This window comes from Stutzerimonas azotifigens, from assembly GCF_013522725.1.
In the GTDB taxonomy this organism is placed as follows: domain Bacteria; phylum Pseudomonadota; class Gammaproteobacteria; order Pseudomonadales; family Pseudomonadaceae; genus Stutzerimonas; species Stutzerimonas azotifigens_A.
Genome location: NZ_JAAMRF010000002.1, coordinates 146,239 through 160,736, shown reverse-complemented (window position 1 = coordinate 160,736; position 14,498 = coordinate 146,239). Strand labels below are relative to the sequence as shown.

General features: G+C 62.6%; 15 protein-coding genes and 1 tRNA gene. 4 read left to right on the top strand and 12 right to left on the bottom strand.

Annotated elements, in window-relative coordinates; translation table 11 throughout:
* Positions 1-176 precede the first annotated feature (176 nt).
* A complete protein-coding gene (locus G7026_RS03585; protein WP_181069401.1) occupies positions 177-1,253 on the top strand; it encodes an LOG family protein in 1,077 nt (358 codons plus the stop codon).
* An 18-nt stretch (positions 1,254-1,271) separates the two neighbouring features.
* Here G7026_RS03585 and recX read toward each other — a convergent pair whose 3' ends face one another.
* From recX to G7026_RS03570, 3 genes are all read right to left on the bottom strand, one after another.
* Positions 1,272-1,736: a recombination regulator RecX gene (recX, locus tag G7026_RS03580; RefSeq protein WP_181069400.1), complete on the bottom strand. Its 465-nt coding sequence runs from the start codon at positions 1,734-1,736 to the stop codon at positions 1,272-1,274.
* Positions 1,737-1,744: 8 nt separating this feature from the next.
* Positions 1,745-2,800, bottom strand: coding sequence for a recombinase RecA (gene recA, locus G7026_RS03575; protein ID WP_181069399.1), 1,056 nt, complete (start codon positions 2,798-2,800; stop codon positions 1,745-1,747).
* An 84-nt stretch (positions 2,801-2,884) separates the two neighbouring features.
* Positions 2,885-3,385: a CinA family protein gene (locus G7026_RS03570; protein WP_181069398.1), complete on the bottom strand. Its 501-nt coding sequence runs from the start codon at positions 3,383-3,385 to the stop codon at positions 2,885-2,887.
* A gap of 193 nt (positions 3,386-3,578) precedes the next feature.
* On the opposite strand from G7026_RS03570, the gene mutS reads away from it, so the two are divergent.
* Both mutS and fdxA read left to right on the top strand, forming a co-directional pair.
* Positions 3,579-6,161 carry a DNA mismatch repair protein MutS gene (mutS, locus tag G7026_RS03565; protein WP_181069397.1) on the top strand — a complete coding sequence of 861 codons (2,583 nt, stop codon included), beginning with the start codon at positions 3,579-3,581 and terminating at the stop codon, positions 6,159-6,161.
* Between the two features lie 119 nt (positions 6,162-6,280).
* The gene (gene fdxA / locus G7026_RS03560; protein WP_181069396.1) at positions 6,281-6,604 is read left to right on the top strand and encodes a ferredoxin FdxA; all 324 of its coding nucleotides are present in this window, start codon (positions 6,281-6,283) and stop codon (positions 6,602-6,604) included.
* Between the two features lie 78 nt (positions 6,605-6,682).
* Here the strand turns inward: fdxA and G7026_RS03555 are convergent, their stop codons facing one another.
* The 5 genes from G7026_RS03555 to G7026_RS03535 all read right to left on the bottom strand — a co-directional run bounded on the left by G7026_RS03555 (position 6,683) and on the right by G7026_RS03535 (position 10,898).
* Positions 6,683-6,874, bottom strand: a complete 192-nt coding sequence (locus G7026_RS03555; protein ID WP_181069395.1) for a CsbD family protein — start codon at positions 6,872-6,874, stop codon at positions 6,683-6,685.
* An 86-nt stretch (positions 6,875-6,960) separates the two neighbouring features.
* A complete protein-coding gene (locus G7026_RS03550; protein WP_181069820.1) occupies positions 6,961-7,953 on the bottom strand; it encodes a lysylphosphatidylglycerol synthase transmembrane domain-containing protein in 993 nt (330 codons plus the stop codon).
* Positions 7,950-8,714 carry a DUF2334 domain-containing protein gene (locus G7026_RS03545; protein WP_181069394.1) on the bottom strand — a complete coding sequence of 255 codons (765 nt, stop codon included), beginning with the start codon at positions 8,712-8,714 and terminating at the stop codon, positions 7,950-7,952. The genes G7026_RS03550 and G7026_RS03545 overlap by 4 nt, the downstream gene beginning before the upstream one ends.
* A complete protein-coding gene (locus tag G7026_RS03540; RefSeq protein WP_181069393.1) occupies positions 8,707-9,825 on the bottom strand; it encodes a glycosyltransferase family 4 protein in 1,119 nt (372 codons plus the stop codon). The genes G7026_RS03545 and G7026_RS03540 overlap by 8 nt, the downstream gene beginning before the upstream one ends.
* Positions 9,826-10,022: 197 nt before the next feature.
* On the bottom strand, positions 10,023-10,898 hold the full coding sequence (locus G7026_RS03535; RefSeq protein ID WP_181069392.1) for a YihY/virulence factor BrkB family protein: 876 nt from the start codon (positions 10,896-10,898) through the stop codon (positions 10,023-10,025).
* A gap of 321 nt (positions 10,899-11,219) precedes the next feature.
* Between G7026_RS03535 and G7026_RS03530 the strand changes: the two genes are divergently transcribed.
* Positions 11,220-11,519: a hypothetical protein gene (locus G7026_RS03530; RefSeq protein WP_181069839.1), complete on the top strand. Its 300-nt coding sequence runs from the start codon at positions 11,220-11,222 to the stop codon at positions 11,517-11,519.
* A gap of 333 nt (positions 11,520-11,852) precedes the next feature.
* Here G7026_RS03530 and G7026_RS03525 read toward each other — a convergent pair.
* From G7026_RS03525 to G7026_RS03510, 4 genes are all read right to left on the bottom strand, one after another.
* Positions 11,853-11,928 (bottom strand) — tRNA-Thr (locus G7026_RS03525).
* Positions 11,929-12,028: 100 nt separating this feature from the next.
* Positions 12,029-12,802 (bottom strand): DUF3618 domain-containing protein, encoded by a 774-nt coding sequence (locus tag G7026_RS03520; RefSeq protein ID WP_181069391.1) that lies wholly within the window; start codon positions 12,800-12,802, stop codon positions 12,029-12,031.
* Positions 12,799-13,248, bottom strand: coding sequence for a phage holin family protein (locus G7026_RS03515; protein WP_181069390.1), 450 nt, complete (start codon positions 13,246-13,248; stop codon positions 12,799-12,801). Before G7026_RS03515 ends, G7026_RS03520 begins: the two co-directional genes overlap by 4 nt.
* A complete protein-coding gene (locus tag G7026_RS03510; protein WP_258190164.1) occupies positions 13,245-13,913 on the bottom strand; it encodes a hypothetical protein in 669 nt (222 codons plus the stop codon). The genes G7026_RS03515 and G7026_RS03510 overlap by 4 nt, the downstream gene beginning before the upstream one ends.
* Positions 13,914-14,498 lie beyond the last annotated feature (585 nt).

The window sequence follows — 14,498 nt, the reverse complement described above, 5'->3', positions numbered from 1 at the left end:
TTCCAGGAGTGTCCGTACACCGGAACCGCAGACCGGATCGACCTCTGACGTGCTATGAGCCCATCGCCGGATAGCTCAACGCCAACGCGGCAGCTCTCGCCAGTGGGTATAGGATCCGCTCCACACGCCCGCTTCTCGGGCATATCGAGTGCGCAAGCCTTTCATGGAGACGTTGTATGTCATTTGAACCGGATGACTACCTCTCGCGGCATTTCAAGACCAGTGGCGAGGACCTCGCACACAAGATCGACGAACTGGCCGCCCTGGTCGTTCCCCAAACCAGCCCGAACCTGCCGCTGTACCGCGAGATGCTCGTTACCGTCATGCGCATGGCGCAAGCCGACCGCAACCGGTGGGACGCCAAGATCATGCTGCAGACCATGCGGGAGATGGAGCAGGCGTTCGCGCGACTTGAGCAGTTCAAGCGGCGGCGCAAGGTCACCGTGTTCGGCTCGGCGCGCACGCCGATCGAGCATCCTCTTTACGCGCTGGCACGGGAACTGGGAGAAACCCTGGCGCGCCACGAACTCATGGTCATCACCGGAGCCGGAGGCGGCATCATGGCAGCCGCCCACGAAGGTGCCGGACGCGACAACAGCCTCGGCCTGAACATCACCCTGCCGTTCGAGCAACACGCGAACCCCACCGTGGACGGCTCCGACCACCTGCTGTCGTTCCACTTCTTCTTCGTTCGCAAACTGTTCTTCATCAAGGAAGCGGACGCGCTGGTGCTCTGTCCGGGGGGCTTCGGCACCCTCGACGAAGCCCTGGAGGTCCTTACACTGATCCAGACCGGCAAAAGTCCGCTGGTGCCGGTAGTGTTGCTCGATGAGCCGAACGGCTCCTACTGGAAAGACGCACTGCAATTCATCCAGAACCAGCTGGAGCACAACCGCTATATCCTGCCCAGCGACATGTGCCTGATGCGCCTGGTGAACGACACCGAGGAAGCAGCAGAAGAAATCGCCCGGTTCTATGGCAATTTTCATTCCAGCCGCTGGCTCAAGGACCGCTTCGTGATCCGGATGAATCATCGGCTCGTCAGCAAGGCGCTTGAACAGCTGGCCACCTCGTTCGCCGACCTTTGCCTGACCGGCACCTTCGAGCAACAGGCATGTTGCGAAGCCGAACAGGACGAGCCGGAACTCCAAAGCCTGCCGCGACTGACTTTTGTCTTCAATGGACGCAACCATGGCCGGCTACGCGAGCTGATCGACTACATCAACCAGCCACAGCACTGGCAAGCCGAGTGAGCCGATACGCTGGCGGCCTCAGTCGTCGCCAGCACCGCGTAGAACACGACCGATGAGATCCAGCGGATACCCGCGATAGCTGAGAAAGCGGCCCTGCTTAGCACGCTCGCGCGCATCCCGCGGCGGCTCGCCAGCGAACTTTCGTTGCCAGAGTTCGCGCAATTGGTGGGCCCAGTCGAAGCCACTCTCGCGTAACGCCTGCTCGATATCCGCGCGCGGCAGGCCGCGCTGCGACAGCTCCTCTCGGATGCGCAACGGACCGTAACCTGCATTGGCGCGACTTCTGACGTAGCTTTCGAGATAACGCGATTCGGACAGCAAACCGTCTTCGACCAGACGATCCAGGGCTGCCTCGACGAGTTCGGCGGGAGCGCCACGCTGGCGCAACTTGCGAAGAAGCTCGACGCGGCCATGCTCGCGTCGAGCCAGAAGATCCATCGCTGCCCGCCGCACCGCGGCGGGGCTATCGAGGATGACAGGCATGCCTGTTATCAGAGATCGGCGTCGACCAGATCATCGCTGGTAGCAGTCGCGGCGGCACCGGCCTTGCTGCCACCTGCCGGCACCAGCAGCTTCTCGCGAATCTGCATTTCGATGGTGCGGCCGATTTCCGGGTTGTCTTCCAGGTACTTGGCTGCGTTGGCCTTGCCCTGACCGATCTTGTTGCCCTGGTAGCTGTACCAGGCACCGGATTTCTCGACTAGGCCCTGCTGCACGCCCAGGTCGATGATCTCGCCGTTACGGTAGATACCCTTGCCGTAGAGGATCTGGAACTCGGCCTGGCGGAAAGGCGGCGCTACCTTGTTCTTCACCACCTTGACGCGGGTTTCACTGCCGACCACCTCGTCACCTTCCTTCACCGCGCCGGTACGGCGGATGTCCAGACGGACAGAGGCATAGAACTTCAGCGCATTACCACCCGTCGTGGTTTCCGGGCTACCGAACATGACGCCAATCTTCATGCGGATCTGGTTGATGAAGATCACCAGACAGTTGGCGTTCTTGATGTTGCCGGTAATCTTGCGCAGGGCCTGGGACATCAGACGGGCTTGCAGACCGACGTGGGTATCGCCCATCTCGCCTTCGATCTCGGCCTTGGGTACCAGAGCCGCCACGGAGTCGACGATGATCACGTCTACCGCATTGGAGCGCACCAGCATGTCGGTGATTTCCAATGCCTGCTCACCGGTATCCGGCTGCGAAACCAGCAGATCGTCGACATTGACGCCCAGCTTGCCGGCATAGTCCGGATCGAGCGCGTGTTCGGCGTCGACGAATGCGCAAGTGGCACCGAGCTTCTGCGCTTCGGCGATCACCGACAGCGTCAGTGTGGTCTTACCGGATGATTCCGGACCGTAGATTTCGACGATACGCCCCTTGGGCAGGCCGCCGATACCGAGGGCGATGTCCAGGCCCAGGGAGCCAGTGGAGATGGCGGGAATGGCCTGGCGATCATGATCGCCCATACGCATGACCGCGCCTTTGCCGAACTGCCGTTCGATCTGCCCCAGAGCTGCAGCCAAAGCGCGCTTCTTGTTCTCGTCCATTGCAATCCTCACTTGATCAAGAGGGCCAGAGGCCACAACAACTGTATAAGTAGACAGTATTAGAACATAGGGCCTGGCACTCGCCTAGTCCCGAACAGGATTTTCTCCGGCGCACAGGGCAATCAATCCGACGAGTGCCGCTTCGACCGTTTGCTCGCGCACGGCCTGCCGGTCGCCGTCGAACTGGCGACGTTCGGCATAGAGGGTCTCGCCATCGGCCCAGGCCAGCCAGACGGTGCCGACCGGCTTGTCGGCCGAACCACCGCCCGGGCCAGCGATCCCGCTGACCGCGACCGCCAGCCGCGCCCCGCTGGCGCGCCTGGCGCCCTGCGCCATGGCCTCGACCACCTCGCGGCTCACCGCCCCGACGCTGTCGAACAGCGCCTCGGGCACACCCAGCTGCCTGGTCTTCTGGAGATTGGAATAGGTCACGTAGCCGGCCTCGAACCAGGCCGAGCTGCCGGCGACGCGGGTGATGGCCTCGGCGATGCCGCCCCCGGTACAGGATTCGGCGGTGGTGACCTGGGCGTTGTGCGCCAGCAGGCGCTGGCCCAGGCGCTCGGCGAGTTCGGTCAGACGATTCATTTCGGCACCTGCGCAACGGTAGAAAGCTGCCTATCCTACGTGCCTTTGGCCGGGTCTCGCAGCGCCTTCGTCAGCTCGGAAGCGGCGCGGCAACAGCTGCGATTCGACCCGAGGGGCATGTTAACCTTGCCCGTTTAATCGCACCGCCCACCATGGGCGGGCCCAGCCCCGCCCCCGATCGACGCACGCACCGATGCCCAAAGACACGCAAGACCTCTCCAAGCACACCCCGATGATGCAGCAATACTGGAAACTCAAGAACGAGCATCCGGACCAGCTGATGTTCTATCGCATGGGCGACTTCTATGAGCTGTTCTACGAGGACGCCAAGAAGGCCGCCCGGCTGCTGGACATCACCTTGACCGCACGCGGTCAGTCCGCGGGCAACGCGATTCCGATGGCGGGCATTCCCTTTCACTCGGCCGAAGGCTACCTCGCGCGCCTGGTGAAGCTGGGCGAATCGGTGGTCATCTGCGAGCAGATCGGCGACCCTGCCACCAGCAAGGGCCCGGTGGAACGCCAGGTGGTGCGCATCATCACCCCCGGCACGGTGAGCGACGAGGCGCTGCTGGACGAGCGGCGCGACAACCTGCTGGCGGCCGTGCTCGGCGATGAAAAGCTGTTCGGCCTCGCCGTGCTGGACATCGCCAGCGGACGTTTCAGCGTGCTTGAGTTCAAGGGCTGGGAAACGCTACTGGCCGAACTCGAACGCATCAACCCGGCCGAGCTGCTGATTCCCGATGACTGGCCGCAGGGTCTGCCGGTGGAAAAGCGTCGCGGGATTCGCCGCCGTGCGCCCTGGGATTTCGACCGCGACAGCGCCTTCAAGAGCCTCTGCCAGCAGTTCGCGACGCAGGACCTCAAGGGCTTCGGCTGCGAAAAGCTGACCCTGGCCATCGGCGCCGCCGGCTGCCTGCTCGGCTACGCCAAGGACACCCAGCGCACCGCCCTGCACCATCTGCGCAGCCTGCGACATGAGCGACTGGACGACACCGTGATTCTCGACGGGGCGACCCGCCGCAACCTGGAGCTGGACACCAACCTCGCCGGAGGCCGCGACAATACGCTGCAATCGGTGGTCGATCGCTGCCAGACCGCCATGGGTTCGCGCCTGCTGACGCGCTGGCTAAACCGCCCCCTGCGCGACCGCGCCGTATTGGAAGCCCGCCAGGACTCGATCACCTGCCTGCTCGAGCACTACCGGTTCGAACAGATCCAGCCACAGCTGAAAGACATCGGCGACCTGGAGCGCATCCTCGCACGCATCGGCCTGCGCAATGCCCGCCCTCGCGACCTGGCACGCCTGCGCGATGCACTGGCCGCCCTGCCGCAGCTGCAGACCGGCATGCAGGATCTGGTCGCCGGCCATTTGATCGACCTGGCGAAGAGCATCCGCACCTATCCGGAACTGGCCGACCTGCTGGCACGGGCCATCATCGACAACCCGCCCGCGGTGATTCGTGACGGCGGCGTGCTCAAGACCGGATACGACGCCGAGCTCGACGAGCTGCAATCGCTTTCGGAAAACGCCGGCCAGTACCTGATGGACCTGGAGACCCGGGAAAAAGCGCGCACCGGCCTGGCCAATCTCAAGGTCGGCTACAACCGCGTGCATGGCTACTTCATCGAGCTGCCGAGCAAGCAGGCCGAGTCGGCACCGGCCGACTACATCCGCCGGCAAACGCTGAAGGGCGCCGAACGCTTCATCACACCGGAACTCAAGGAATTCGAAGACAAGGCACTGTCCGCCAAGAGCCGCGCCCTGGCCCGGGAGAAGATGCTCTATGAGGCTTTGCTGGAAACCCTGATCGACCACCTGGCCCCGCTGCAGGAAACCGCCGCCGCCCTCGCCGAGCTGGACGTACTGAGCAACCTGGCCGAGCGTTCGCTGACGCTGGACCTGAACCGCCCACGCTTCGTCGACGAGCCGTGCCTGAAGATCGACCAGGGCCGCCATCCGGTGGTCGAACAGGTGCTCGATACACCCTTCGTCGCCAACGACCTGACCCTCGACGACAGCACGCGCATGCTGATCATCACCGGCCCGAACATGGGCGGTAAATCCACCTACATGCGCCAGACCGCGCTCATCGTGCTGCTGGCGCAGATCGGCAGTTTCGTCCCGGCCAAGGCCTGCGAACTGTCGCTGGTCGACCGTATCTTCACCCGCATCGGCTCGTCCGACGACTTGGCCGGCGGACGCTCCACTTTCATGGTGGAGATGAGCGAGACCGCCAACATCCTGCACAACGCCACCGACAAGAGCCTGGTGCTGATGGACGAGGTCGGGCGCGGCACCAGCACCTTCGATGGCCTGTCGCTCGCCTGGGCTGCCGCCGAACAGCTGGCCCGGCTGCGCGCCTTCACCCTGTTCGCCACCCACTATTTCGAGCTGACGGTACTGCCGGATAGCGAGCCGGTGGTCGCCAACGTCCACCTCAACGCCACCGAGCACAATGACCGTATCGTCTTCCTGCACCACGTGCTGCCCGGCCCTGCGAGCCAGAGCTACGGCCTGGCCGTGGCGCAGCTGGCCGGCGTGCCGGGCGATGTGATTCAGCGGGCACGCGAGCACCTGTCGCGCCTGGAAACCACCAGCCTGGCCCAGGAGCGCCCGCTCTCTTCCTCCACCGGTGGCACTCCGGCGCCGATGCAAAGTGACCTGTTCGCCAGCCTGCCGCACCCGGTGATCGACGAGCTTTCGCGGGTCAATCCCGATGAACTGTCGCCGCGCCAAGCGCTGGAATTGCTATACAACCTGAAAACGCGCGTCTGAAGCCCAGCAAAGCTGATAGAATCGCGCGCATTTTTGATTAGCGGCATGCCTGGTGCCGATTTGCTGCCGACCGGAGGGCGACTGCCCCAGCCCTCCGACAGCCCGAGGAGATAGCGAGAATGACCTTTGTCGTCACCGACAACTGCATCAAGTGCAAATATACCGATTGCGTGGAAGTCTGCCCGGTGGACTGCTTCTACGAAGGCCCGAATTTCCTGGTCATTCATCCTGACGAATGCATCGACTGCGCACTGTGCGAGCCGGAATGCCCCGCCCAGGCCATCTTCTCGGAAGACGAAGTGCCCGAGGACATGCAGGAATTCATTCAGCTCAACGCCGACCTGGCCGACATCTGGCCGAACATCACCGAAAAGAAAGAAGCACTCCCGGACGCCGAGGAGTGGGATGGCAAGAAGGACAAGCTGCAGCATCTGGAACGCTGAGTAACAGCCTACTCAAACGAAAAAGCCCGCATCCAAGGATGCGGGCTTTTTTATGGGGCATAGAGCCCCAGGATGAAATCAGGCGCGGTCGACCCTGCCCTTGACAGTGTCTTTGACGTCGCCCTTGAGTTGCTGGGCATCGCCTTTGACTTCCTGGCGCTGACCTTCGCGCTTCATGCTGCCGTTACCGGTGGCTTCGCCTACGCCTTGCTTGATCTTGCCAACGGCTTCGTTGGTGTTGCCTTTGATTTTGTCTTCGGCACTACTCATGTGCGTCTCCTCCACTTTCTCTACAGGTATAAGGTTGACCACTCGAGGGCTAGCTAAGTTGCTTCCATCCATCGGGACGGCATTCCTCAGGTCTGACGCGCACGAATCAGCCGCTTGAGCAGCGGGCGCCCTGCCAGATGCAGAAACACAGGCGCCCCAACGATGAGATAAAGGTAATAGGTGACGAAGCGCCAGATGAGAATGGCGGCCGCCGTCGTTGATTTGCCTGCCAGCGGCGTCAGCAGCGCCATGGACGCCAGCTCGGCGCTGCCGGCCCCACCGGGCAGCAGGCTCAACTGCCCTGCCGTAAGCGCCAGCATCTGCACGAGAAAGGTCCAGGCCCAGGCGATATCGCGCCCAAGCCCCTGCAACGTCAGATAAAGCACGCTGTAGCGCAGCAACCAATGCACGCTGGTGAGCAGAAAGACCGCCAGCAGTACCCGACGCGGCAGACGCAGGGTCTGCCCCAGCTCGTTGCGAAAACGCAACACCCGCCGAGCCCAGCGGTGACGCTTGCGCCACGACAGCCCTAGCCGCGCGAGCAGCCGGCCGTTGAAGCGAAACAGGCCGCGATGGTAGCGGCCGACCAGACCGAGCATCACCAGCACCGCACCAAGCAAAAGCGCGCCAACCATCAGCAGGTTGCCGACGTGGGCGCTGAGCGCATGGGTCACGGCATAGGCCAGCACACCGAACAGGGCGCAGCAGAAGAACAGCAGATCGCCCAGATGCTCGACCGCGAAGGTGGCGGTCGCCTTGGTTGGGGCCACGCCCCGACGCATCAGCAAGGCCGCCAAGGTGATCGGACCGCCCGCCCCTGCCGGCGTCGCGCAGATGGCAAATTCGGTCGCCACGACGATGCCCAACGCTCGCGCCTGCCCAATCGTGTCCCGGCCCAGCAACAGCCGTAAGCGCAGCGCGTTGAGGAGCCAGCAGACGACGATCATGCCGACCATGATCAGCAACAGGCCCGGCGGAAAACTGCGCAACCGCTCGAACAACCCCGTCCCGCCCAATAGCGCAGGAATCAGGACCGCTGCGAGCAAGCCGCCCAGCAGCAGCCAGACACCGCGACTCACGCCGCGGCGCTCGAACGGTGCGTCTGCTGAAGGAGCCATTGATACTTGGTGATAGGCCGACGCCCGTCTGCCAGCAGCCTCACCAGCAACTGGTACCAGTAATCGCGCGAAAAACCGTGGCGCATGTCCACCGGGTGCAAGCCGAGCCGCAGTACCGGCGCCTGCCGGTGACGCTCCGACATTCGTTCGCTGACTACTCGCGAGACGCCCCTGCGCCAGGCGCTGCGGGCGCTCCACACCAATCCGGGCGCATCGATGGACGTGAACTCGGGCAATCGATAGAAGTGCTGAGGATCACTGGTATAGGCCAACCCCGACGCAGACAGTGCGCGCTTGGCGCCCTCGCTCAACAACCACGCAGGGGCGACGAAACCGTGCAGCGGCCATTCGAAGCGGTCGAACATCGCCATGCCCTGCTCCAGCCGCTGGCGCGCCTGTGCCTCGTCCAGCGCGTAGAACTCTCCTTCGTGGGTATACACCCGGCGCATGAACCAGTCGCGAGGCGAGCGCGGCGGTGGCGCCTCGTCGGCATGGGAAAACCCGTGCAGGATGAGTTCGTCGCCACGAGTTATCCGCTCATCGAGCAGACGGCGAAACCCCGAAGCGTCCTGCAAGGGATTGCGCCGGTGGAAATCCGGTACGACCAGCCAGTTGATCGGGATCGAACCGAGCGCATCGACCGCGTTGACGAAGGGCCGGTAATCGGGCCAGGTTTCAGGCGCCACGTCATGCAGCACCAGCATCAGCGCGCGCTCAGCCATGCATGGCCACCACCGGCAGCGGGGCGACCCTGAGCACCGCCTGGTAGTGGGCCAGCAGGCCGGCAACTACCGCGTCCCAGGCATGATGAGACTCGACATGGCGGCGCGCCTGCTGCCCGAGCAGGCGCGGATCGCCCTCGAACAGTTCGCGCACGGTCTGCGCCATGGCGTGCGGGTCCAGCGGGCGGCACAGCCGCCCGGTGTGGAACGGCACGATTTCCTGCAGTGCACCGGCGCGCGTGGCGATCACCGGAATACCGCTGGCCATGGCCTCGAGGGCGACCAGCCCGAAGGTTTCCTGATTGCCCGCGTGCAGAAGCACATCGCTACTGGCCAACAACCGAGCCACCTCCGTAGCCGGACAGAACCGATCGATGACCGTCACGTTGTCCGGCACCCGTTTGGGCATTCCTGAACCCACCAGCAAGAGGTGATACGGCTTGCCCAACAGCTGGGCGGCGCGCAGCAGCACCGGCAGGTTTTTTTCCCGCGATCCGCGGCCGGCGAAGATCAGCAGGCGCGTCTCATCGGGCAGTCCCAGTTCGGCTCGCAGGTTGGCGTCGCGTCGCTCCGGCCGGAAGGTCTGCAAATCGACGCCAAGCGGCTGGACGAAGACATTGCGCACGCCGAGCGAGTCGAGCTTGTCGGCCATCACCTGACTGGGGGCCAGAACCCGGTCGAAGCTGCGATACAGGCGCGCTACATAGCTGCTCATATTGGCTCCGAACCAGGAGCCCAGGCGCTTGCTGGCCAGCAGCGGCAGGTCCGAGTGATAGAAACCGATGACGGGGATATCCAGACGCCGTCCGGCATCCAGCGCGGCCCAGGCGGTGAGATAGGGATCGCCCACTTCGATCAGGTCCGGCTGCAGGTTGTTCAGCACCGAGCGCCACGGGCCACGACGCACAGGGAAACGATAACCCTTGCCGAACGGCAAGACCGGTGCGGGAACCTGATAGATACCGTCGTTCTCGGCGTACCCGCTACCTGGGACAAGAACGCTGTGGCGTATCCCGGGGTAGCGCTGCAGCCGGCCATGCTTGGCTTCGAGATAGGTGCGAACGCCGCCGCTAGCCGGCGCGTAAAACATGGTCATATCAGCGATATGCAAGGTAAAGCGTCTCCGTTCGGCCTCGATGCAGACCTTCAGCACCGCCCGACAGGCATCACGAAGCGCAGGAGCACACTTCGCTTACAGGAAATCGACGCTGAAAGATTCTGTAATGAACCTAATTGACCGTAACGTGACAGAGTTGTTCGACGAGCGAGACACGAGCTGGCAGGCAATCCTGCCGTACGCCCATAGAGTCAACTATCGAGCTTTTTGTCTCCCGGATCCTTGCCTTCGCTGGAGGCGTGCTCGATCACGGCGTTGAGCTCGGCGCCGAACAGCAACACCGCAGCGGAGATGTAAAAGTACATGAGCAGAATGATGATGGCCCCGATGCTGCCGTAGGTGGCGTTGAAGTCGGCAAAGTTCTGTACGTAAATGCCGAACCCCACGGACGCAGCGATCCAAACGATTACCGCCAGCACCGAACCCGGCGTAATGAAGCGAAAGTCCTGCTCGACATCCGGTGTGACGTAGTACAGCGCCGCTACCACCAGCATCAGCAGGATGACCACCACCGGCCAGCGCAGCCACGTCCAGAGAACGACCACGATTTCCTGCAAGCCCACCTGCGATGCCAACCACTCCATGACCTGGGGGCCGATGATCATCAGGCCGGCCGCCCCGAGCAGGATGAAGGCCAGCGCGAAGGTGTAAACCACCGACAACAGATACAGCTTCCAGCCAGGGCGTCCTTCCTCTACGTCGTAGGCGACGTTCATCGCATTCATCAGCGAGCGCACACCCCGGGCTGCCGCTGCGATCGCCAGCAGGATACTGAAGGAAAGCAGGCCGGCCTCCTGGTTCTGCAGCTGATCGATCACCCCGTTGACCTGCTCCAGCGGCTCGTCCGGCAACACCAGCGCGGCCTGCTCTCTGAGCCAGGTGAAGAACTCGGGCAGATGCAGGAAACCGAGCATCGCGATGAGGAACAACAGGAAGGGAAACAGGGAAAACAACGCCCGGTACGCCAGCGCGCATGCGTGGGTGGACATATCGTCGTTCGCGAACTCCTTGATCGTTCGCTTGGCCAATTCGAACAGACTCAGACCGCCGGTTTTGAAGAAAGCCATGCTCGCCCCTTGCTGAAGTCTATTGATACTCGTCGGACGGCTCGATGTATCAGGAGTTCGCTTACCCCCGCCGAACGGACGCCCCAGAGGCCCCTTGCAACCAGCACGCCGCGCGGCGCATGACCGATACTCATGACGCAGGCGAAACGGCTCGCTCCAGCCCAAAGAAGGCCCGACGCCAGTACGGAACGCTTTTTTGAGACACATGTCTCAGTTCGGCATCACCTCGACATCAAGGTGGCATCATCCGCCCCGCCCTTCCCGGCGCGGTAGCATGGATCCGAAAAGGCCCTGGCCCAGACGAAAATAAGGAGAGAATCGATGTTCGCCGACTACCTGTACAACATGGCCATGCTCTACGGTCTGATCTTCACCTCTGCCGGCTTCGTGCTAGGGCTGTTCTACAACAGCCGCAAGGTCTATCGCCTGGAGGACAAAGTATTGCGTCTCAAGCGCACCATCCGCCACCTGTCCCACAAGCTCGATCAGGACAAGGAGCCGGAGGTGTTCGAACAAACTCCGCAACACGCCCCGCACCATGAAGAACCACGCTACGAGCAAGCATACGGGCAACCGATGGATGGCAAGTTCATGGCGATGGACATGCAGGTGGCCAAGTAACGATACCGATCGGCGATGCCTCGGCGCGTCGCCATCACCAGCGCCGGGCCGCTGCGGTACGGTGCGGTGCCGAACGGATCGAGGCGATCCTTCGCACGAGCGGTGCCCATTCTGCGATAGGAACGGATTTCCCGGCCCAGCCTGGCCATGACGACCGCTCTGGCTGACTTCGGACCACACTGCATGGCGAACCGACCATCAAGGCAGACGCCCTGGTGGCGCTTCGCGCAGACATAACCCTTCATACCCACGAACCCGACCGGTAAGCCGGGCAGTTCTCCACCCCAAAAAGAAAAGGGTTAGCTTTCGCCAACCCTTTTCTTTGGATGTCTCTGGTGCCGGTGAGAGGAGTCGAACCCCCGACCTTCGCATTACGAATGCGCTGCTCTACCTACTGAGCTACACCGGCGCCGCGGCGGATTATCGAAGTTTGTTCCGCAGGACTCAAGCCCATGAGACGAAAATGGCCTGCCGATTTCGGCAGGCCACAGGGCAGGGCACGCACGCGGTCAGTGAGGTCTTGACGCCGACTGAGCGCTGTCGTTGTTCATGTCCTGCTTTACCTGACGAGCAACGTCTTCACCGACTTCGCTCACGCGCTCGTATTCCTCATGGGCCTTGTGCTTGAGCTTATCGGCCACGTCGTCCCGCGCCTGTCCCATGAGCTCATCTTCCTGGCGCGTCGGAGGTACGCTCGCGGCGAGCAAGGCACCTAGTGCGATGCCGATCGCCCCGACCGCCAACGGCTGTTCCCGCAACAGATGGCTAAAGCCACCGCGCGCGCGGTCAGCGGTATCGCGCAGACTGTCGGCGGTGTGGCGCAACGTATCGGCTGCCTGGTGGCCGGTATTGCTTACCCGTTCACGGGCACTGCCCAGCGAACTGGCCACGTCGTGCTGCAGGTGGCTGGCCTTTTCCTTCAGCCCGGCGCCCTGATGTTTCAGACCGTCGGCCTTGGCACCGAGCTTGTCGCCAAGCGACGGACCGGTGGAATAACTGTGCTCTACGCGGCGATTCTGGCCGGCCATCAGCCAGATGAGCCCCACCGAGGTCAGCAGTGTGGGAACCGGGTTGGCCTTCACCGTGTTGCTGAGATTGCCAAAGAATTCGCCACCGCCGCCCTTCACATACCCCAAGGCAGTGTCGATCAACTCGCCAGGGGACAGCTTGTTCTCCAGTGCGGTGACGATATCCCCGATCTCGGCGCGCTGCTGGTCGATCTCGCGCTCAAGGGTTTTTGGATCCTTGTGGGATTCAAGCTCGATCTGATTGTTCGTACTCATGATACGTGCTCCCTGACGGCTTCCTTATCTTTGTTCATCGAGTGGATCGTGCGGTCGGGCCGGAAGGACGAGGCTTCGAACTTCTTCTTGCCTGCCGAGACCATGACCGCGCCGATCACCATCACCACGACGCCCACGATCAACGCCGCCAGCCATTGCTGCATATACAGGCTCAGGCCATAGACCGCTGCCATCAGCAGGACGATGAAGCCGCCCAAGAGTACCGCTCCACCGGTAGCCACGCTGGCAACGCCAGCCTTGGTCGCATTGAGCGACTCGGTAAGCTCGGCCTTGGCCAGCGCCAGTTCCTTGGTGAACAACGAGGGCACTTCGCGAGTGAGCTGGCGAAGCAGACCGCCCACCGACGTGTCGTGACTGGTTTGATCCGTCATGGGATCGGACGCGCCCGCCACATAGGGAGTATCCAGGGTGCGTTGCTCTTTCATGGCAGAAGCCCTCCGTCGGTGCCTTTGCTGTCACGGCCGGTGGTGGAACCAGCGCCGCCAGTGGAATGCGAAGCCGAAGCGGTCGAGGACGGGGAGGAAGACGAAGTGCCCGCATTGGACACGCTGCCGACACTCGCACCGCTGGCGCCGCTGTCGACCTGACGATTGATTTCAGACTGGCTGGGCAACCGGCCACCACCGTAGCCCCCAGTAGCGCCATGATCGGTGGCCAGCCCGCTGGCGGAAACAGTGGAAGATGTTGCCCCACCGGTTCGCATCGACGTCTTACCGGCCCCGCCCTGATTGGACGTGCGATGGCTGGAAGCCTTGGCAAAGCGGGTCAAACCGAAGCCCAGCGCAACGCTGCCAGCAATGAACAGCGCGGGATTGTTGCGCGCAAGGGTGTTGACGTCACGCAGCAGATCATCCGCGCTCTTGCCACGCAGATCGTCGGCGAACCGCACCATCGTCTGCGCCATGTCCGACACGTAGTGCGACAGCCCACTGTCCTGTTGTTCCAGTTCACTGGCCGCGGCTTTGGCGCTCTGGGCTACTTTTTCCAGTTGGTCGGCGGCAGTGCCACGGTATTGCTCGAACTGAGCGCGCCCTTCGGACTTGGCCTGGTCGGCCACCTGATGGGCCTTTTCCTTGAGCGGCTCGCTCATCTGCGAACCGGAGGATGAGGAGTCCGAATGCATGTCGGACCGATTCTGACTGAATGGCGCGGCCTGACCGCCTTGAGCGCCCTGCCCACTTTGGGTGCCCTGCGATGAACCGCTCCCGCCCTGAGACAGGGAGCCAGGCGACGTACCGGTACTGGAATGCGAGGATGACGGGGTCTTGGGCTGACCACCGTATCCTGTGATTTCGTCTTCGGGTGTCGTCATTTTCTTCACCTATATATATGTGGCTGGGTCGGATTATCACGATCCGCCAACTTGCCTTGGCAAGCTGGTGCCGCATGCGCTTGTAAGCGCGTACATAAAAGGTGACCGAAGCTGAAATAACGAGTTCCGCTTTATCTAATCCGCTCAAGAGTCGGCCTAGAAGTCTTCCAAAGAACGGCATACCGAGCCGCTCGAAACCCCAATGGCCAGCAATAAGGTCTGGGAGCCCCGCGCCGTGGGCACCTGGCCTAAACCATTGCAAAACAAGCGAAACGGCGTCCAATACCGTTCGTCGTAATTGGAATACGGCTTCGATTGAATTCTGCTGACTATTTGCCAAGCGAGTTCCGACGAACAGCAGGT

What these genes read in the sequence shown, in the direction of transcription:
- G7026_RS03585 (WP_181069401.1), top strand. Translation starts at nt 177, where the DNA reads ATGTCATTTGAACCGGATGACTACCTCTCGCGGCATTTCAAGACCAGT.
- recX (WP_181069400.1), bottom strand. Translation starts at nt 1,736, where the DNA reads ATGCCTGTCATCCTCGATAGCCCCGCCGCGGTGCGGCGGGCAGCGATG.
- recA (WP_181069399.1), bottom strand. Translation starts at nt 2,800, where the DNA reads ATGGACGAGAACAAGAAGCGCGCTTTGGCTGCAGCTCTGGGGCAGATC.
- G7026_RS03570 (WP_181069398.1), bottom strand. Translation starts at nt 3,385, where the DNA reads ATGAATCGTCTGACCGAACTCGCCGAGCGCCTGGGCCAGCGCCTGCTG.
- mutS (WP_181069397.1), top strand. Translation starts at nt 3,579, where the DNA reads ATGCCCAAAGACACGCAAGACCTCTCCAAGCACACCCCGATGATGCAG.
- fdxA (WP_181069396.1), top strand. Translation starts at nt 6,281, where the DNA reads ATGACCTTTGTCGTCACCGACAACTGCATCAAGTGCAAATATACCGAT.
- G7026_RS03555 (WP_181069395.1), bottom strand. Translation starts at nt 6,874, where the DNA reads ATGAGTAGTGCCGAAGACAAAATCAAAGGCAACACCAACGAAGCCGTT.
- G7026_RS03545 (WP_181069394.1), bottom strand. Translation starts at nt 8,714, where the DNA reads ATGGCTGAGCGCGCGCTGATGCTGGTGCTGCATGACGTGGCGCCTGAA.
- G7026_RS03535 (WP_181069392.1), bottom strand. Translation starts at nt 10,898, where the DNA reads ATGGCTTTCTTCAAAACCGGCGGTCTGAGTCTGTTCGAATTGGCCAAG.
- G7026_RS03530 (WP_181069839.1), top strand. Translation starts at nt 11,220, where the DNA reads ATGTTCGCCGACTACCTGTACAACATGGCCATGCTCTACGGTCTGATC.
- G7026_RS03520 (WP_181069391.1), bottom strand. Translation starts at nt 12,802, where the DNA reads ATGAGTACGAACAATCAGATCGAGCTTGAATCCCACAAGGATCCAAAA.
- G7026_RS03515 (WP_181069390.1), bottom strand. Translation starts at nt 13,248, where the DNA reads ATGAAAGAGCAACGCACCCTGGATACTCCCTATGTGGCGGGCGCGTCC.
- G7026_RS03510 (WP_258190164.1), bottom strand. Translation starts at nt 13,913, where the DNA reads ATGAGCGAGCCGCTCAAGGAAAAGGCCCATCAGGTGGCCGACCAGGCC.